The organism is Aromatoleum tolulyticum (assembly GCF_900156155.1).
Taxonomy (GTDB): domain Bacteria; phylum Pseudomonadota; class Gammaproteobacteria; order Burkholderiales; family Rhodocyclaceae; genus Aromatoleum; species Aromatoleum tolulyticum.
The window spans coordinates 1-17,923 of sequence record NZ_FTMD01000012.1 but is presented as its reverse complement, the minus strand read 5'-3'; the positions used below and the strand labels follow the sequence as shown (position 1 = coordinate 17,923).

The 17,923-nt window shown below is 70.0% G+C and carries 17 protein-coding genes; 11 read left to right on the top strand and 6 right to left on the bottom strand.

Annotated elements, in window-relative coordinates; genetic code table 11:
- The first annotated feature begins 96 nt into the window (after nucleotides 1-96).
- The 6 genes from BW991_RS17020 to BW991_RS16995 all read left to right on the top strand — a co-directional run bounded on the left by BW991_RS17020 (nucleotide 97) and on the right by BW991_RS16995 (nucleotide 5,486).
- On the top strand, nucleotides 97-1,074 hold the full coding sequence (locus BW991_RS17020) for a DUF2157 domain-containing protein (RefSeq protein WP_076603314.1): 978 nt from the start codon (nucleotides 97-99) through the stop codon (nucleotides 1,072-1,074).
- Nucleotides 1,071-2,132, top strand: coding sequence for a DUF4401 domain-containing protein (locus tag BW991_RS17015; RefSeq protein ID WP_076603313.1), 1,062 nt, complete (start codon nucleotides 1,071-1,073; stop codon nucleotides 2,130-2,132). Before BW991_RS17020 ends, BW991_RS17015 begins: the two co-directional genes overlap by 4 nt.
- Nucleotides 2,129-2,623 carry a GDYXXLXY domain-containing protein gene (locus tag BW991_RS17010; RefSeq protein WP_076603312.1) on the top strand — a complete coding sequence of 165 codons (495 nt, stop codon included), beginning with the start codon at nucleotides 2,129-2,131 and terminating at the stop codon, nucleotides 2,621-2,623. The genes BW991_RS17015 and BW991_RS17010 overlap by 4 nt, the downstream gene beginning before the upstream one ends.
- Nucleotides 2,624-2,650: 27 nt before the next feature.
- The gene (locus BW991_RS17005; RefSeq protein ID WP_076603423.1) at nucleotides 2,651-3,730 is read left to right on the top strand and encodes an extracellular catalytic domain type 2 short-chain-length polyhydroxyalkanoate depolymerase; all 1,080 of its coding nucleotides are present in this window, start codon (nucleotides 2,651-2,653) and stop codon (nucleotides 3,728-3,730) included.
- A gap of 5 nt (nucleotides 3,731-3,735) precedes the next feature.
- Entirely contained in the window at nucleotides 3,736-4,749 is a 1,014-nt protein-coding gene (locus BW991_RS17000) for a DnaJ C-terminal domain-containing protein (protein ID WP_076603311.1), read from the top strand.
- A gap of 74 nt (nucleotides 4,750-4,823) precedes the next feature.
- The gene (locus BW991_RS16995) at nucleotides 4,824-5,486 is read left to right on the top strand and encodes a DsbA family oxidoreductase (protein WP_076603310.1); all 663 of its coding nucleotides are present in this window, start codon (nucleotides 4,824-4,826) and stop codon (nucleotides 5,484-5,486) included.
- Nucleotides 5,487-5,500: 14 nt separating this feature from the next.
- Here BW991_RS16995 and BW991_RS16990 read toward each other — a convergent pair whose 3' ends face one another.
- Nucleotides 5,501-6,157, bottom strand: a complete 657-nt coding sequence (locus BW991_RS16990) for a c(7)-type cytochrome triheme domain-containing protein (protein WP_244551735.1) — start codon at nucleotides 6,155-6,157, stop codon at nucleotides 5,501-5,503.
- 379 nt (nucleotides 6,158-6,536) lie between these two features.
- Between BW991_RS16990 and BW991_RS16985 the strand changes: the two genes are divergently transcribed.
- Nucleotides 6,537-7,025 (top strand): CreA family protein, encoded by a 489-nt coding sequence (locus BW991_RS16985; RefSeq protein ID WP_076603422.1) that lies wholly within the window; start codon nucleotides 6,537-6,539, stop codon nucleotides 7,023-7,025.
- 72 nt (nucleotides 7,026-7,097) lie between these two features.
- Here BW991_RS16985 and BW991_RS16980 read toward each other — a convergent pair whose 3' ends face one another.
- Complete coding sequence (locus BW991_RS16980) at nucleotides 7,098-7,808, bottom strand: hypothetical protein (protein WP_244551734.1); 711 nt, start codon at nucleotides 7,806-7,808, stop codon at nucleotides 7,098-7,100.
- 457 nt (nucleotides 7,809-8,265) lie between these two features.
- Between BW991_RS16980 and BW991_RS16975 the strand changes: the two genes are divergently transcribed.
- From BW991_RS16975 to BW991_RS16965, 3 genes are read left to right on the top strand one after another with little or no spacing between them, the layout of a single operon-like run.
- The gene (locus BW991_RS16975; RefSeq protein ID WP_076603308.1) at nucleotides 8,266-8,823 is read left to right on the top strand and encodes a TlpA family protein disulfide reductase; all 558 of its coding nucleotides are present in this window, start codon (nucleotides 8,266-8,268) and stop codon (nucleotides 8,821-8,823) included.
- A 19-nt stretch (nucleotides 8,824-8,842) separates the two neighbouring features.
- A complete protein-coding gene (locus tag BW991_RS16970; RefSeq protein WP_076603307.1) occupies nucleotides 8,843-9,952 on the top strand; it encodes a transglutaminase-like domain-containing protein in 1,110 nt (369 codons plus the stop codon).
- Between the two features lie 58 nt (nucleotides 9,953-10,010).
- On the top strand, nucleotides 10,011-10,880 hold the full coding sequence (locus tag BW991_RS16965) for an alpha/beta fold hydrolase (RefSeq protein WP_076603420.1): 870 nt from the start codon (nucleotides 10,011-10,013) through the stop codon (nucleotides 10,878-10,880).
- Nucleotide 10,881: 1 nt separating this feature from the next.
- Here the strand turns inward: BW991_RS16965 and BW991_RS16960 are convergent, their stop codons facing one another.
- The 4 genes from BW991_RS16960 to BW991_RS16945 all read right to left on the bottom strand — a co-directional run bounded on the left by BW991_RS16960 (nucleotide 10,882) and on the right by BW991_RS16945 (nucleotide 17,007).
- A complete protein-coding gene (locus BW991_RS16960) occupies nucleotides 10,882-12,762 on the bottom strand; it encodes an MFS transporter (protein ID WP_076603306.1) in 1,881 nt (626 codons plus the stop codon).
- On the bottom strand, nucleotides 12,759-14,024 hold the full coding sequence (locus BW991_RS16955) for an amidohydrolase family protein (RefSeq protein ID WP_076603305.1): 1,266 nt from the start codon (nucleotides 14,022-14,024) through the stop codon (nucleotides 12,759-12,761). The genes BW991_RS16960 and BW991_RS16955 overlap by 4 nt, the downstream gene beginning before the upstream one ends.
- Nucleotides 14,021-16,174, bottom strand: a complete 2,154-nt coding sequence (aas, locus tag BW991_RS16950; RefSeq protein WP_076603304.1) for a bifunctional acyl-ACP--phospholipid O-acyltransferase/long-chain-fatty-acid--ACP ligase — start codon at nucleotides 16,172-16,174, stop codon at nucleotides 14,021-14,023. The genes BW991_RS16955 and aas overlap by 4 nt, the downstream gene beginning before the upstream one ends.
- Before the next feature lie 65 nt (nucleotides 16,175-16,239).
- A complete protein-coding gene (locus BW991_RS16945) occupies nucleotides 16,240-17,007 on the bottom strand; it encodes a helix-turn-helix domain-containing protein (protein WP_076603303.1) in 768 nt (255 codons plus the stop codon).
- 405 nt (nucleotides 17,008-17,412) lie between these two features.
- On the opposite strand from BW991_RS16945, the gene BW991_RS23920 reads away from it, so the two are divergent.
- Nucleotides 17,413-17,923 (top strand): calcium-binding protein (locus BW991_RS23920; RefSeq protein ID WP_280174127.1); only part of this gene is annotated, 511 nt, incomplete at its 3' end.

Here is a 17,923-nt window from a genome sequence, read left to right as displayed (position 1 = left end):
CGCGCAGCGCCGCGGGTACGGCCAGGTGTTGCGCAATGCACGCGCGCAATCGCCGCGCCTGGTTAAAATGCATATCCCGCCACTCCGGATAAGCCAATGTCCTGGACACTCCCCGATCGCGGCATGCTGCTCGCACTCGCCGAAGACGGCGCCCTGACGCCGCGGCAGCTCGAACAGGCCGCGGCCGTCGCGCCCCTCGCACCCGCGCGCGACGAATGGCTGGCCGGAGCCGACCGCGTGCTCGCGGTTGCCGGCGCCATCCTCCTCGCGACCGGCCTGATCTTCTTCTTTGCCTGGAACTGGGACGCGCTGCACCGCTTCGCGAAGCTGGGCATCGCCATCGCCGCGCTCGCCGCATGCACCGGCACCGCCCTCGCGGCACCGCCCTTCGGCACCGTCTGGCGCGCCGCGCTGCTCGCGGCCAGCCTTGCCACCGGCGCCCTGCTCGCGCTGATCGGGCAGACCTACCAGAGCGGCGCGGACATCTGGGAACTCTTCGTCGCGTGGGCCGCGCTGATGACGCCCTTCGTGCTGCTCGCGCGCTCGTCGGCGAGCTGGCTGCTGTGGCTGGTGGTCGCCAACGCGGGGCTGCTGCGCTACCTGTCGGAATCCTGGTGGGCGCGCTTCATCGGCGCACTCGGCGACGCGGAATCGCTGCTGGCGATCGCCGCGTTCAACGCCGCCGTGCTGCTCGCCTTCGAACTCGGTGGCCGTGCGCTGCTCGCGACGCCGCGCCGCCACCTCAACCGCATCGCCGGCCTCGGCGTGCTCGCGCCGCTTGCGCTCGGTGCCTGCCTGAGCTGGTGGGACACCGATTTTCGCGCCGTGGGGCTCGCCTTCGCCGTGGTCGCGGTCGCCTTCGCGTATGCCTATCTCGCGCACCGGCGCGACGTGCCGATGCTCGCACAGACCGCGTTCGCGACGATCGCCGTCGCCACGTCCGCGCTGATCCGCGTGCTGCCGCATAGCGCCGACTTCTTCACGATCAACCTCGTTGCGGTGTTCGTGATCGCCAGCACCGGCGTCGCCGGCATGTGGCTGACCCGCCTCTACCGCGAGGGACGCAACGCATGAGCGCCACACCTTTCTCCCCGCTCCTCGAACGCCTCGGCGCTGCCGGCATCGCCGACGAAGCGCAGCTCGCCGCACTACGGGGGGCGACGCGGACGCCGTGGTGGCTCGCGCTGCTGCTCGGCTTCGCGGCGTGGATCGCGGCATTGATGATCATGTCGTCCTTCTTCGTCCCCCTCCTCGCCTTCGGCAACGACGCCGTGGCGCGCGCCTTCGGCGGCATCCTGCTTGCCGCAGCGAGCGTCTTCCTGCTCCGCCGACGCAAGCCCTTCACCGACCAGATGGGACTCGCGTTCTCGCTCGCCGGCCAGGCGCTGTTCGTCTCCGCCTTCGCCGACCGCTTCTTCGACCTGGTCGACGGCACCGACGTGCTCGCGCTCGCGGCGCTGGCCGCCGGCCTCGCGATGGCCGCCGTGCCCTCGTCCGGCGTGCACCGCAGCGCCTGCGTGCTGATCGCGCTGTCCAGCCTCGCGTGGCTGATCGGCCCCGGCACCGGGCTCGCGCTCTTCGGCATCGCGCTCGCCGGCGGTGCCGTGGCGCTGTGGCTCGCCCGTCCGGCGTGGTCCGCCCATCCGCGGGCACCGCTGATCAAGGCGGCCGCCCATGCGCTGACCCTCGCCGCGTTGACCCTCGCCCCCTACGGCCATGCGCATTCGGCGCTGACGGTGCTCGAAGAGGCACTCACCGGCTACCAGGCCGGCTTCGTCCTGCCGGTGTATCGCATCGGCGCCGCGCTGGTGCTCCTCGCCACCACCGCGTGGCTGTGCCGCGACGCCGCCGCGTTGCGCCTGCCGGCACTCACCGGCGCGCTGCTGTTCGCCCTCGCCGCCCACTCCGCACCGGGTCTGCTGGTGGCGATCGCGGTGCTGCTCGCGGCCTTCCACGCCAGCCATCGGCCCTGGATCGCGATGACGCTGGTGTTCGCGACGCTCTACCTCGGCGAGCTCTACTACAGCCTGCAGGACACGCTGCTGATGAAATCCCTCGCACTGATCGCCAGCGGCGCGGTGCTGCTCGCATTGCGCACGCTGCTGCGCGCCCGCACGCGGAGGACCGCATGAACCCGAAAACCCTGCGCGCCGCACTGGCCGCGGCCTTCGTGCTGGTGACGGCGGCGGCGCTGTACGCTGTGCGCGACAACGAGCGCATCCTCGCCGAAGGGCGCGTCGTGCTGGTACACCTCGCGCCGGTCGATCCGCGCTCGCTGATGCAGGGCGACTACATGGCGCTGCGCTATGCGATCGACAACGAGATCCTGCGCAGCGACGGCGAAGGCCGTTATGCCCACCTCGCCGTCGACGCGGAAGGGCGCGCGAGCCTGGTCGGCCTCGGCGACCGCCTGCCGGACGATCTGGCGCTGGTCGCGATGAAACTGCGTTCGCGCGACGGCCGCGAAACGGTCGGGCCGAACGCCTTCTTCTTCCAGGAAGGCCGTGCCGACGACTTCAGCGGCGCGCAGTGGGGCGAGTTCCGCGTCGATGCGAGCGGCAAGGCGCTGCTCACGCACCTGCGCGGCGAAGACCTCGTGCGGCTCGGAGAGAACCGCCGCTGAGCGGCCGCTTCCGCTATCGTGCACGGCATGACACGGCCCATCCGCTCCATCGCGCGCCTGCTCGCCGGCCTCGCCTTCGCCACGCTCGCGGGCGCAACGCCGGCTGCCGACACGCCGGCGCTGCCTGCGCTCGGGGCCAGCCTCGCACAGCTGACGGTCTCGGGCGTCTCCTCCGGCGGCTACATGGCGGTGCAGTTCCAGGTCGCTCACTCCGCGCTGGTGACGGGTGCCGGCGTCCTCGCCGCCGGTCCCTACGAATGCGCGACCGGCAGCATGTGGCGCGCGCTCAATAACTGCATGAATCCCGGCGCCGGCGCACGGACCCCGGGCGCCGAACAGACGCTCGCCCGTGTGCGCGAGGAAGCCGACGCCGGCAGCATCGATCCGCCCGCAGGCCTGCGCGACGACCGGGTGTGGGTGTTCAGCGGCGGCGCAGACCGCACCGTCGAGCGCCCGGTGGTGGACGCGCTGCTCGATTTCTACCGGCGCGTGCTGCCCGGCGACGCGATCCGCTTCGTCGAGGTCGGCGAGGCCGGTCACGCGATGATGTCGGTCGCGGATCCGCAGCCGAACGCCTGTGAAACCTCGGAACCGCCCTTCATCAACCGCTGCGGCGACCTCGATGCCGCGGGCGAGCTGCTCGCGCATCTGATCGGGCCGCTCGCGCCGCGCAGCACGCCTCCTGCCGGCGCGCTGCTGGCCTTCGACCAGCGCCCGTTCACGGGCGCCGCGCCGGTCGAGCTGAGTCTCGCCGACCGCGGCTATGTGTACGTTCCAACCGCCTGCCACGAGGGCGGCTGCCGCGTGCATGTGGTCTTCCACGGCTGCCGCCAGAGCGAGACGCAGATCGGCCGCCGCTTCGTCGACGGCGCCGGCTACAATGAATGGGCCGACAGCAACCGGCTGATCGTGCTGTATCCGCAGGTCCGGCCGCGCAGCGGCTTCGCCTGGGGATCGCTGCGCTGGGTGTACAACCCGAAGGGCTGCTGGGACTGGTGGGGTTACGCGGACCCGGATTACGCGACTCGTAACGGCGGACAGATCAGGACGGTGCGCGCGATGCTCGAACGCCTCGCCGCACCGCTGCCGCCCCGGCCGGAGCGCTGAACGACATGGATGCCCACGAGCTGCTCGGCCTCGCGCCGGGCGCCAGCGCGCATGACATCAAGCGGTCCTTCCGCCGCCTGGCGATGCTGTGGCATCCCGACCGCAACCCCGACCCGCACGCGCAGGAGCATTTCAAGGCCCTGCGTGCCGCCTATGAAAGCCTGCTCGCCGGGCTGACGTCGACGCCTCCGGACGACGACGCGCCGGACGAGGAGGACGGTGACGACGAGGCGGGCGCCGCGCCACGCGGCGCGGACCGCCGTCAGGACCTCACGCTGACGGTCGAAGCGGCGTTCTTCGGCGGCGAACGCACGGTCGAGCTCGAAGGCGACGGCGAATGCGGCGCCTGCGCCGGCAGCGGCGAGGAAATCCTGCGCCACACGCGGCTGTGTGCGAGCTGCCACGGCACCGGCCGCACGCACGGCCGCCACGGGCTGGCCCCATGCAGGCACTGCGCCGGGCGCGGCTATCTGACCAAGCAGGCCTGCCCGAGCTGCCACGGCAGCGGCCGGCAGCGCACGCTGCGGCCGGTGATCGTGCACCTGCCCGCGGGCATGCTCGACGGCGAGGAGGTGCGCGTCGACGGCGCCGGCGACCCCTCGCCCGGGCTGCCCCCCGGCGACCTCATCCTGCGTATCCGGCTCCTGCCCCACGACCTGTACCGCCTCGAGGGCCGCAATCTGGTGCTGGAGCGCCCGGTCAGCGCGCTGCGCCTGCTCATCGGCGGCGAACTGGCGATTCCGTTGCCCGGCGGCACGCGCACCCTCAAGCTGGAGCCGGGCGCGGCGACGATGCGGACGCTGCGCGTCGTCGGTGCGGGCTTCCCGGGGCGCAAGGGAAAGGCCGCGGGGGACCTGATCGTGCATCTGCAGCCGAAGCTCCCCGAGGCCCCGGACGACGCGATGCGCAGCCTGCTCGAACGGCTCGACGCCCTCGCCGCGGCGAATCATTCCCGCCACCTGCCGGATGTGGCAATCTGGGAAGCACGCTGGCTCGGCGACCAGGCGGAAGAGTCCTGAAGCTCCCGCGCCCGCAGCGCCTGCACCACCTCCGGCCGGATGACACCCCCGGCCCCTCACCTGACCCCTGATCCATGATTCTCGATATCGATTTCGTTTCCGACTTCGTCTGCCCCTGGTGCTTCCTCGGCAAGACGCGTCTCGCCCGCGCGCTCGAACAGGTCCGCGACAACCATCCCGACCTCGAAGTGCGCGTGAACTGGCTGCCGTTCTTCCTCAATCCGGACACCCCCGCCGCGGGCGAGCCCTACCGCCCCTTCCTCGAGGCGAAATTCGGCGGACGCCGCGGCGCCGACGAGGTGCTCGCACGCGTCGTCGAGGCAGCCGCCCCGGACGGCCTGCAGTTTGCCTTCGACCGCATTGCGACGCGCCCCCACACGCTGCTCGCCCACCGCCTGACCTACCGCGCGCAGTCGCAGGGCCACACGACAGCACAGATCAATGCCCTCGGCGAGGCCCTGTTCGCCGCGCACTTCCAGCAGGGGCGCGACATCGGCGACATCGCGACGCTGATCGACATCGCCGTGGAGACGGCGGGCGACCGACGCGAGGACGTCGAGGCCTATCTGGAGAGCGACGAGGATGCCGCCACGGTCAAACGCATGGCGGCGCAGTTGCAGAAGCAGGGGGTGAGCGGTGTACCCTTCTTCATCTTCAACCGCCGTCTCGCGGTCTCGGGCGCGCAGACGTCCGCGGCGCTGGGCGCGGCAGTGCTGCAGTCGCTGCAGAACGCCTGAGCGCCGCGTCCCGCTCAGTGCGCGGGCGTGGGCGGCGCCGCGGGATGCACCGGCAGCACCGCCGGCGGCAATGCGGGCGTGCCGTCCGGATTCACGCTGTGGCAGCGATAGCAGTTGCGGTGCGTGATGAAGGCGACGCGGTCGTGGCACTTGCCGCAGAACTGACCGCGGAAGATGTCCTCCATGCGGATCTGCGCGCTGCCGGCCTTTTCCGCGAACGGGTCGGGGTGACAGTTCTTGCAGTCCAGCCACTCGGTGTGCGCGCGGTGCGGAAAGCGCACGTTGGGCATCTGCTTGGTGTTGCGCAGGATCACGTCCAGATCGAGCGGCGGCTCGCGGTCCTTGCCGTCGATGCGCTGGCGCGGCTTGATCAGCCCCTGGCGCAGCGCGGTCATCCAGTCGACCTTGCCGTCGCGGTCGCGCGGCAGGTCGCCCAGCGCCTCGTCGGCGCGCTGCAGGCGCTCGTAGGCCGGGCTCGTGGGATCGTAGAACTCGTCGGTCGCGCGCTGCTGGCCGGCTGCGCGCGGAGCCGCTGCAGGCGCGGCCGGTTTCTCTTCCTCCGCAGGCGGCACTTCGACCGCTTTCAGGACCGCGCCGGCCTGCGGGGCCGCCACGTACAGGGCCGCAGCAACCAACAGGCCACCCAGTCCGCGCAAGAATCGTTTTCCCATCAGCTCAACTTCCCCACGCAACTTCGCCCCACCCGACGATGGGCGCTGCATGCAAGTTCGGCACCCGCCCGGCTCCCGGACGTCCGCTCCGGATACCCGCCGAGGGCCCGGCCGCGCGCCGTCCCGCCGCGCGGAGCGCATTCTGCCTCGTCCGCAGCCCCGCCGCCACCACGGCGACACGCTGCGCCCGAGCGTGCGCCACGACACGACGCGATGCCGGGTGTTCCCATAGTCGGCGACACGCGGCAGCAGATTCCCGGATCCGGGAATAGGCGTCATACGCAGGCCGCCAGCTCTATACTCGATGCATTTCCGGGATGCCGCGACGGCGCACCCGGATGCCGACCCGATCGATGAACCGCATGGAACGACGCCACGCATGAGAACCGCCATCTACCGCCTGTTCACGACCACCCTCGCCGCCGCCGCCCTCGCCGCGGGCAACGGCGCGTACGCCGAACCGCTGGCCGAGGTGTCGACCGTCTGGAAGCTGATCGGCCCGAACCACAAGATCGTCGTCGAAGCCTACGACGATCCGCTCGTCGAAGGCATCACCTGCTACGTGTCGCGCGCGAAGACCGGCGGCTTGTCGGGCGCATTCGGACTCGCCGAGGATGTCGCCGAGGCGTCGATCGCCTGCCGCCAGGTGGGCCCGGTGCGCATCACGAAACCGCTTCCGGCCAAGGAGGAGGTGTTCTCCGAGCGCCAGTCCATCCTGTTCAAGCGCCTGCAGGTCGTGCGCATGGTCGACGCGAAGCGCAACGTGCTGGTATATCTGACCTATTCCGACAAGATCATCGAGGGCAGCCCGCAGAACAGCGTCACGGCAGTCGCGGTCGATCGCGGCACGCCGATCCCGATGCGCTGAAACGACAAGGGCCGCGCTTGCGCGCGGCCCTTGTGCCATGCCGCCGCCTGCGTGGGCAGGCCGCGGGCGGGCTTACTTGTTCACGCGCACCGCGCTCGCGAACACGATCTGGTCGAACTTGCGGTTCAGCGAGGTGCTGGTGAAGTTCGTCATCACCATGCCGTCGCCCCAGCTCACCTTGTCGCCCGGCTGCACCTGCGTGACCGGCGCGGCAACCCACACGGTAGCGCCGTTCTGCAGCACTTCCAGGTAAGTGTAGCCGCCGCCATTCACGACGCTCTTGACCTCGCCGCTGCTGCCGGCGGGAGCCGCGGCCTGGGCCGCAGGCTGGGCAGCGCCCATCGGCGGATGCGCCCCACCCGCCTGGCCGGCCATCGGCTGGCTGCCGTGCGGCGCGACGCCGGTCGGCGCGGCGCCGGCGGGACCCCAGGCGTTCACGAACAGGATGCGATCGAAGGTGCGGCCCAGCGACTTCGAGGCGAAGTTGGTCATCACGGCCGAATCGCCCCACTGCACGGTGTCACCGACCTGCACCGGGATCTGGCCGCCGGCGATCCACACCTTCTCGCCGTTACCCTGCTCGACTTCGGCATAGGAGTAGCCGCCGCCCTGCAGAAGCTGCAGGATCTTGCCGGAATTCGGGGTCGCGGCGGACACGGCCACGGGAGCAGCGGGCGCTGCAGCCTGAGGCGCCGGACTGGCGGGAGCGGCAGCCTCTTCTTTCTTCGAACACGCGGCAAGGCCGACCGAGGCGGCCACAGCGACCAACAACCAGGGCTTCACAGGAATTTCTCCGTAAATGTCACGACCGACTGGCCGTGAAACCGTGAATTTTAGCACGCAAAAAACAGTCCACCCGAGGACTCCTGAGGCCGTGCAGGGTAATCGCACGAACTCCCGCCCTCGTCACGCGCGGAGGCGTTTTCCCAGTGGGAGCGGCTTCAGCCACAAATGGGCCGCGATGCCCGCGATACCGCCGATTCGCGGCTGAAGCCGCTCCCACACGAAGCCGGGCCAGATCAGTCACTGCTGCAGCTACGCCGTGCGATAATTCACATTCGGGCAACACGGACCGATCAGTGTATCGGTCGCCCGCAGGCAGTTGCGGTCTGGGTACCGCATCGTTCGTTCGACGGAGCGCCACGGCGTTCGCGTCTATCAAATCCCGGCGGCTTCCGCACCGGGATGGATGTGGCTTCGCGTGCAGGCACGCGGTCACGAGTGAAACGGGAGAGGATTCATGTTCGATCCGCATTGCGCCGGACGCCGGCGCGTGCTTGCCTCCATCGGGGGGCTGGTCGCGGCCGCCTTCGCGCCGCCGGCCCTGTCGCTGCCGGGCAATTCGCGCACGCCGCTGCCGGGCGAGCGGCTGGAAACGGTGGCACGGCTTCCGCCTGCGCCGCCGGCCCTGCGCCGGGCGCTGGAACCTCTGCGCGGCAAGGCCGTGCTGGTCAATTTCTGGGCGACCTGGTGCGAACCGTGCCGCACCGAGATGCCGGCGCTCGTCAGCCTCGCCGAATCGGAACCCGGCCTTGCGCTGGTGACGATCGCGGTCGCCGACCGCGCGGACGAAGTGCGCCGCTTCTTCGACGACCACCTCGTCGATCCCCCGCTCGTGAACGATCCGGAACAGGTCATCTCGCGCGCCTGGGACGTCCGCTATCTGCCCACGACCGTGCTGCTCGACGCCGCCCACCAGCCCCTGCTGCACGTGCGCGGCGAACTCGACTGGCATCACGACAGCGTGCGCGCACGCATCCGCAGCGCGGCAGCCTCCACCCGCCCGACCAGAACCTGAATCGAAGAGACGATCGACCATGAACCGCAGAAACTTCCTCAAGACCTCGGCGATTGCCGCCGGCCTCGCCCTGCCCGCCTGGAGCCGCGCGGCTACGCCGGCCGCACCCGCCTTCACGCCCCGTCCGGAAAACGGCTGGCGCGTGTTCGAACTCGTGACGCGCGTCGAACCCGCCGCAACGGACGGCCCGACCCAGGTGTGGATCCCGCTGCCCGCCGTGGCGCAGACGGACTGGAGCCGTCCGATGGGCAACCTGTGGAGCGGCAACGCGACCGGCATGTACATCGCGACCGACCCGGTGTACGGCGCGGCGATGCTGCACGCGACCTGGCCCGAGGCAACCGCGGCGCCGGCGATCGAGATCGTCAGCCGCTGCGCGACGCGCGACCGCGCCGTCGACCTCGCGCACGGCGGCCGCATGCCCAGGCTGGCCGCTGCCGAACGTGCGCTGTACACCCGTGCGACCGCGATGCTGCCGACCGATGGCATCGTGCTCGACACCGCGCGCGAGATCACGCGCGGCGCGAAGAGCGACGAGTACAAGGCGCGCGCGATCTACGACTGGATCGTCACGAACACCTTCCGCAATCCCAAGACGCGCGGCTGCGGGCTGGGCGACATCCGCGCGATGCTGGAGACGGGCGACCTCTCCGGCAAGTGCGCCGACCTCAACGCGCTGTACGTCGGCCTCGCGCGCTCGGTGGGCGTGCCGGCGCGCGACGTGTACGGCGTCCGCGTCGCCGACTCGCGCTACGGCTACAAGAGCCTGGGCAAGAGCGGCGACGTGTCGAAGGCGCAGCACTGCCGCGCCGAGGTGTGGCTGGAGCACGCCGGCTGGGTGCCGGTCGACCCCGCCGACGTGCGCAAGGTCGCCCTCGAAGAGCCGCCCGGCGGCCTGCCGCTGACCGACGCGAAGGTCGTCGCCGCGCGCAACACGCTGTTCGGCGCGTGGGAGATGAACTGGCTGGCCTACAACTTCGGCCACGACATCCGCCTGCCCGGCAGCGACGGCCCCGAGGCCCCCTTCCTGATGTATCCGCAGGGCGAGAACCGCGACGGCCGCTTCGACAGCCTGGACCCGGCGAACTTCCGCTACACGCTGACGTCGCGCGAGATCACCGGCGCCTGAGCCCGCTGCGATGACGCAGGCCCGGCGCGTGGCCGCCGGGCTTGCTATCATCGGCCGGATGAAAGCTTCCCACTGCGAGCAGCTCGACATCCGCGGGCTGCGCTACAACGTCCGCCACTGGGGCGCCGCGGACGCCCCGGCCGTGTTTTTTCTGCACGGCTGGATGGATAGCTCCGCGACCTTCCAGTTCCTCGTCGATGCGCTCGCGCACGACTGGCATGTGATCGCGCCCGACTGGCGCGGCTACGGCGCGAGCGAGTGGCTCGGCCGCCCGTACTGGTTCCCCGACTACTACGGCGACCTCGACGCGCTGCTCGCGCACTACTCCCCCGACCGCCCGGCGCGCATCGTCGGGCACAGCATGGGCGCGGCGATCTCGTCCACGTACGCGGGCGTGCGCCCCGAACGCGTCGCGCAGCTCGTGATGATGGACTTCCTCGGCCTCAGCACGACGAACGACACGGACGCGCCCGGGCAGCTCGCCGGCTGGCTCGACAACCTGCGCAAGGAGCAGCCGGTGCGCTGCTATCCCGATCACGACACCTTTGCACGCCGGCTGCAGCTCGCCAATCCGCGGCTGAGCGACGCGCGCGCGGCCTTCCTCGCACGCAACGTGTCGCGCACGCTGGCCGACGGCCGGGTGACCATGGCCGGCGATCCGTGGCACAAGGTGGCGTCGCCGGTGCGCTACCAGGCCGGCGACGTGATGGCGTCCTGGCGCGGCATCCGGGCGCCGGTGCTGATGCTGCTGGCCGACAAGGGCTACGTGGCCGAGCGTTTCGCCGACGCCCCCGCGGAGATCGAGCGCCGCCTCGCGTGTTTCGCGGACATGCGGCGCGTGACGATCACGGAATCCGGCCACAACCTGCAGCACGACCAGCCGGAGCAGGTCGCGGCGGCGATCGAGGGATTTCTCGCCCGCGACTGACTTAGCGCATCTCGCCGCGCAGTCCGGCAATGGCCGCCTGCAGGCTTTCGGGCGTCGCCGCGTCCGGTGCGAAGGGCGTGCCGCCGACCAGCTCGATGCGGCTGAAGAGTCCGCGGCGCAACGGCCGGCTCATCGCGGGGCCGTCCTTGCGGCTGAAGCTGCTGCCCCACAGGCCGCGCAGCGCAAGCGGCACGACCGGCACCGGGGTGCGCTCGACGATGCGGCGGATGCCGGGGCGGAACGGCTTCAGCTCGCCGTCGTCGGTGATGCGCCCTTCCGGGAAGATGCCGACCAGTTCGCCGGCTGCGAGCGCCCGCGCGACTTCGTCGAACGCACGCTCCATCATCGCCGCATCCTCCTTCGCCGATGCGATCGGGATCGCGCGGCTGGAGCGGAACACGAAGGACAGGATCGGCCAGCGGAAGATGTGGTGATCCATGACGAAGCGGATCGGGCGGCGCGACGCGGCCGTGATCACCAGCGCATCGACGAAGCTGACGTGGTTCGCGACCAGCAGCGCCGGCCCCTCTTCCGGGATGTGCTCGACGCCTTTCACGCGCAGACGATAGACCGTGTGCACCAGCAGCCACACGATGAAGCGCACGAGGAATTCCGGCACCAGCGTGTAGATGTACACCGCCACCGCGGCGTTGAGCACCGCGGTGATCAGGATCAGCTGCGGGATCGTGAAGCCGGCGGCGAGCAGGCCCGCACCGAGCCCCGCGGCGACGACCATGAAGGCGGCGTTGAGGATGTTGTTGCCGGCGATGATGCGCGAGCGGTGCGCCGGTTCCGAGCGCGACTGCACCAGCGCGTACAGCGGCACGATGAAGAAGCCGCCGAACACGCCGATCATCACGAGGTCGAAGAGCGCGCGCCAGGTCACCGCATCGGCCAGCACGGCCGCAAGCGGCAGGGCTTCGCCGGCGTGCGAGGCGGCGGGGCTCACCCACCACAGGTCGAAGGCGAACACCGACAGGCCGATCGAGCCGAAGGGCACGAGGCCGATCTCGACGTGCTTGCCGGAGAGCTTCTCGCACAGCAGGGAGCCGACGCCGATGCCGACCGAGAACAGCGCCAGCAGCAGCGTCACCGCATGCTCGTCGCCGCCCAGCACGTCCTTCGCGTAGCCGGGGAACTGCGACAGGAACAGCGCGCCGTAGAACCAGAACCACGAGATGCCGAGGATGGACAGGAACACGGTGCGGTTGCCGCGCGTGAAGCCGATGTTGCGCCACGTTTCGGTGAGCGGGTTCCAGTTGATCCGCAGCGTCGGATCGGCCGCCGGCGCGGCGGGAATCGCGCGGCTCGTCAGGTAGCCCGCCACCGCGACCGCCAGCACCGCCGCCGACAGCCACGCCGCGCCGCCCGGCAGCGCGATCGTCACGCCGCCGGCGATGGTGCCGAGCAGGATCGCGATGAAGGTGCCGGCTTCGACCAGCGCGTTGCCACCGACGAGTTCCTCCTCGCGCAGATACACCGGCAGCACCGCGTACTTCACCGGCCCGAAGATCGTCGAATGCAGGCCCATCAGGAACAGCGCGGAGAACAGCAGCGCCAGCGAGTCGAGCGCGAAGGCGACCGTCGCAAGCGCCATCACGCCGATCTCGAACAGCTTCACGAAGCGGATCAGGCGCGTCTTCTCGAACTTGTCCGCGAGCTGGCCGGAGGTCGCCGAGAACAGGAAGAAAGGCAGGATGAACAGCCCCGCGGCGAGGTTCACCAGCACGCCCGGCGCGAGCGTCGTGTAGCGCGCCGCCTGGAAGGTGATCAGCACCACGAGCGCGTTCTTGTACAGGTTGTCGTTGAAGGCGCCGAGGAACTGCGTGAGGAAGAAGGGCAGGAAGCGCCGCTCGCCCATCAGCTTGAATTGGGAACTCATGTCGGGGTCCGGGTGAAGAAGCGTCGGGTTTCGAAGACGTTTGGGGCGAAGCGCGTGCCGCGGCTGTGCAGGTGGCGCTTGAGCACGAGATCGAACAGGATCGGATTGTGCTCGCGGATCGCCTCCAGCACGGGCACTGCAGAAGCGTCGAGCATGCCTTCGGCGGCAAACTGCGCCGGCGAGATCAGCGGCAGGATGCCCGGCAGCGGGTAGTCGGTGCCGAAGAGCAGGCGCGGGTGCCAGTGCTCGCGCTCGATGATCGCACGCACCACCGCCAGATCGCGATTGCGCTGCGTGATCGCGGAGATGTCGGCGAACAGCAGCCGGGCGTGGCGCGGCTCGTCCATCATGCGCGCGAAGAGCTCGAAGCTCGGCACGCGCGGACCCTCGGCGCCGCGGTCGAGGTCGATGTCCTCGCCGATGCTCGCGCAATGCGCCATCACCACGCGCACGCCGCGGTCCAGCGCGCGGCGCAGGCGCAGCGGATTGCCCCAGTCGGCATGGCCGGCGCCGGACACCGCCTGCTCTTCGCCGGCATGCGTGATGAGCGGCAGGCCGAGGCGCGCGAGCGCGTCGTAGAAGCGGTCGCAGGCGGGCGCGGCGGGGTCTATGCCCATCGCCGGCGGCAGCCATTTCACCGCGCGCGCCCCGTCGGCGGCGGCCGCCTCCAGCGCCGCCACGGCGTCCGGACGGTGGGGGTGCACCGAGCACACCCACTCGAAGCGCTGCGGCGCGGCACGCGCGACGTCTCGGGCGTAGGCGTCGGGGACGTGGAAGGCGGACTGCTCGGGCAGCGCGCGGCCGGCGGCGTCGTGCGCGCGGTCGAACGCGAACAGCATCAGCTTGAAACCCGGCGCCATGCCGTCCATGAGGTTGTGCAGGCGCTCGACGTAGCTCTGGTCGACACGGCCCGGCGCCTCGTGCGCACAGCCGGCGTTGAGGTAGAACAGGCGCTGCAGGTATTGCAGCGGGTGCAGCGGACTCAGCATCGCGGGCGCGATCGTGATGCCGCTGCCGCCGTCGCCGACGCCCGCGAGGTGCGCGTGGCAGTCCCACACCTGCGCGGGGTCGAGTCCCGTCCACGCGCCGCGCACGAGCTCGTGGCGCGCCAGTTCGTCGGGCAGCGTGGCGTGGCAGGGGTTGAGCAGCCACGGCCGTGCGCGCAGCGCGGCGGCGCTGGCGCCGGCCGCGATCGCCGCGCCGGCGAACAGCCCGGCCGCCAGCCAGCGGCGGCGGGCGGGCGAGAACGGACGCGCCCTCACGCGGCCTCCGCCCAGCGGCGCAGCGTCACGTAGTCGATCTTGCCGGTGCCCAGCAGCGGCAGCGCCTCGACCGGCACGATCTTGCGCGGCACCGCGAGCTCGGGCACGCCGAAGTCGCGCGCCGCCGCGAGCAGGCGGTCGCGGGTGAGGCCGCGGTCGCTGGTGAACAGCACCAGCGCCTCGCCCTTTGCGGCGTCGGCCTGGGCGGAGGCCGCGTGCTGGGCGGTCGGCACGGTCGCCGCGGCGAGCTTCTCGACCGCCTCGAGGCTCACCATCTCGCCGGCGATCTTCGCGAAGCGCTTGACCCGGCCGACGATGCGCACGAAGCCGTCGTCGTCGATGTCGACGACGTCGCCGGTCTCGTACCAGCCGTCGCCCGCGGTCGACGCCGGCGGCTGCAGCACGCCGGGCGCCTCGACCCGCAGGTAGCCGCTCATCAGGTTGGGACCGGACACGTGCAGCATGCCGCCCTGCTCGATCCCCGGCACGGGCACGAGGTGCGCCTGCAGGCCGGGCAGGAACTGGCCGACGGTCCCCGTGCGATAGGCCATCGGCGTGTTCACCGCCATCACCGGCGCCGTCTCGGTCGCGCCGTAGCCTTCGAAGATGCGGATGCCGAAGCGCTCGAACCACAGCTGGCGCACCGGTTCGGCGAGCTTCTCGGCACCGGCGATGACGTAGCGCAGGCGGTAGAAGTCGTAGGGGTGGGCAAAGCGCGCGTAGTTCGCGAGGAAGGTGCTGGTGCCCAGCAGCACGCTGCAGCCGCGGTCGTAGGCGAGCTCGGGGATCACGCGATAGTGCAGCGGGCTGGGGTAGAGGAACACGTTCGCGCCGGAGAGCACCGGCAGCAGCCCGCCCGCGGTGAGGCCGAAGGAGTGGAACAGCGGCAGCGCGTTGAGGATCTTGTCGTCGGCCGAGAAATCGACCACCGCGCGGATCTGCGCGATGTTCGCGAGCAGCGCGCGGTGCGACAGCACGACGCCCTTGGGCTTGCCTTCGGAGCCGGACGTGAACAGGACCACCGCCGCATCCTCGGGCGAGCCGATGTGCGTCGCCGCGCGCGGGAAACGGATCGCCCACAGCACGAGCCACAGCTTGTCGGCGAGGCTCATGCCGGTACGCAGGTCTTCGAGATACACGACGCGCACGTCGGAGCCCCAATCGGCGAGCGCCGCGAGCTTGTCGCCGAGCTTCGCCTGCTCGACGAAGGCGCGCGAGGTGAGGATGGTGCGGATCTGCGCCGCCGTGCACGCGGCCTGCATGCCGTCGGCACCGGCGGTGTAGTTCAGCATCGCGGGGGTGCGGCGGAACGCGGTCAGGCCGAAGACGAGCGCCAGCGTCGGCGCGAGATTGGGCAGCAGGATCCCGACGTGTTCATCGGGCGCGGATGCCTTCGCGACGAGGCGGCCCAGCGCGAGCGCCATCTTGAGGAGGTCGCCGTAGGAATACTCCTCCTGCTTGAGGTCCTCGACCAGGCGGCGCGAACGGCCGTGGATGGACGCGGCGTCGAGCAGCGCCTCGAACAGCGTCTGCTGCGGGCGGCTGGCGAAGATCATCTCCTGCATGATGCGGCGCATCGCCTCGCCGGCCTTGCGGCGGCGCTCGCGCGCGGTCGGCGCGACCGGCACGTCGATGCGCGTGACCGGGTGGATCGTCAGCGTGAGCTGCGGCAGGAGGCGGCGCGGGAAGCGCCCGCCCATGCGGGAAAAATAGGTGCGCGCGGCGCCGTCGATCTTCACCGGCAGGATCGTCGCGCCGCTGCGCGCGGCGACGAAGGCGGGGCCGTCGTAGGTCTTCATCAGGCTGCCGGTGGTGGTGATGCGCCCTTCGGGGAAGATCACCACCGGGCGGCCGGATTCGAGCAGGCGCACGACCTTCTTCATCGCCATCGGGCTGGTCGGATCGACCGCGAGGTAATCCACCAGCGACAGCATCAGGCGGAACCAGCGGTTCCTGGCGACGCCGGTATGCACCACGAACACCGGGTCGAGCGGCAGGAAGAGGCCCAGCAGCAGGCCGTCGAGGAAGGATTCGTGGTTCGCGATCACGAGCAGGCGGGCCGCGTCGGACGGCGCGGCGCCGCTCACGCGCACACGGAACAGCAGGCGGGCGAGAGCGCGCAGCAGGGGTTTCAGAAGCGATCGGAGCATGGTCGGATATCGTCGTTCGGGGTTCGGGAATGCGGATCGGCGCGAGCGGGGACGGGATGAAGACGTCAGCGCGCGGCCGCGTCGGGCCACGGCACGTCGGGGCGCTTCATGTCGCGGAAGGCCGCCATCAGCCACGAGCGCATGCCGATGACGATGGTGTAGGGGCGGCGGTCGGCGGGCGCGAGCTTCTGGTCGGCGATGTGCTGCTGCGCGAAGTCCTGCCCGACGCGCGCGAGGCGCTCGCGGAAGGAGTGCGCCAGCCCGCGCCCGATCTGGCCGTGCACGACCATCAGCATCTCGGACTCGCCGTCGAAGCCGCCGGCGAAGTAGTCGTCGATCACCTCGCCGCGGAAGTACTGCATCACCGGTCCGTGGGGGCGCCAGCGGAACCCCTTCGCGACCTTGAGGTGGTAGCGGTTGCCCGGACGCAGGTCGATGATGCCCAGGCGGTCGAGCTGGGCGAGGTGCTTGACGACCTCGGCCTCGCCGAGCTGGTAGGTCGCGACGATCTGCTCGGCGCTCCAGTGGCTGAGGCAGCAGATCGCGACCAGCAGCAGCTTGCGGTCGCCCACTACGGCCTTCTCCTGCGCCAGCGACAGCTCGTCGAGCAGCGGCTCATTCTCGGCAACGCGGCGCGCGAGGTCGGCGAAGTCCAGGTGCAGCGCACGGCAGATCGCGTCGATGCGCGACAGCGGCATGTCGCCGCTGGCGGAGAACATGCGCTTGACGCTGGATTCGGCCATGCCGAGGTGTTCGGCCAGCGCGGCATAGGTCAGGCCGGCGGCCTTCAGTTCGGTCTTCAGCGTGGCGATGAGGTCGGCAGTGGTGCTCATGGTCGCTTCCAGTGGGGAGAGTCTGGCGCCAAGTTTATTTAGATGACACAGCAGGCGCGAGACAATCTCATAAAGTATCATTTCTCGATACTTTTAGCGGAACCACTGTGTACTTGACGAGCAAAGTAGCACCGTCTTCCGAACGCGGGTTTTGTCGCCACCACGTTCAATGCTCTTCAGCGCTGCCTGGATCGCAGCCGTGGCGTGTTAACCATGACAGGAGATCTTGGAATACAAGATTTTACCTTCCGCAAATTTCCGGACTTTGCAACTTCGACGCTCTCTGTCGAAATTCAACTTAGATGCCCTTACCAGTTCAACTGCCTATTATTATGCTGTAAAGATCGTACAACCCTCCTGTCATGTAGAATGCCCGCGATTCGTAACTGACAAAGTGGATAATTCATGGCAACACTGACGGGAACCAGCGGCAATGACACTCTGATCGGTAGCGCGGGGGCTGACACGCTCGACGGCGGGGCTGGCAACGACACGCTGAACGGCGGCTTTGGCGGCGATGTTTACCTGTTCGGATATGGCTCCGGGCAGGACGTGATCACCGACGACGACTACGCAACGGCGGGCGCGCTCGACACGATCCGGCTGGGCGCCGGCATTCGTCCCGATCAAGTGACGCTGGTACGCGAAGGCGACAACCTGATCCTGAAGCTCAACGACAGCACCGATCAGCTGACGATCAACTACTGGTTTGTCGATGCCGGCCCGAACAGCTATGCCAACCCGCTGCGCTACCGCGTCGAGCAGGTGCAATTCGAAGACGGCACGCTGTGGGATGCGGCCAAGCTGGCCGACACGGCGTCGCTGCCGATCGCCACCGAAGCACGGGACACGCTGTACGGCAACAGCGCAGCCGACACCTATCTCGGGCTGGGCGGCAACGATTTGTTGGTCGGCT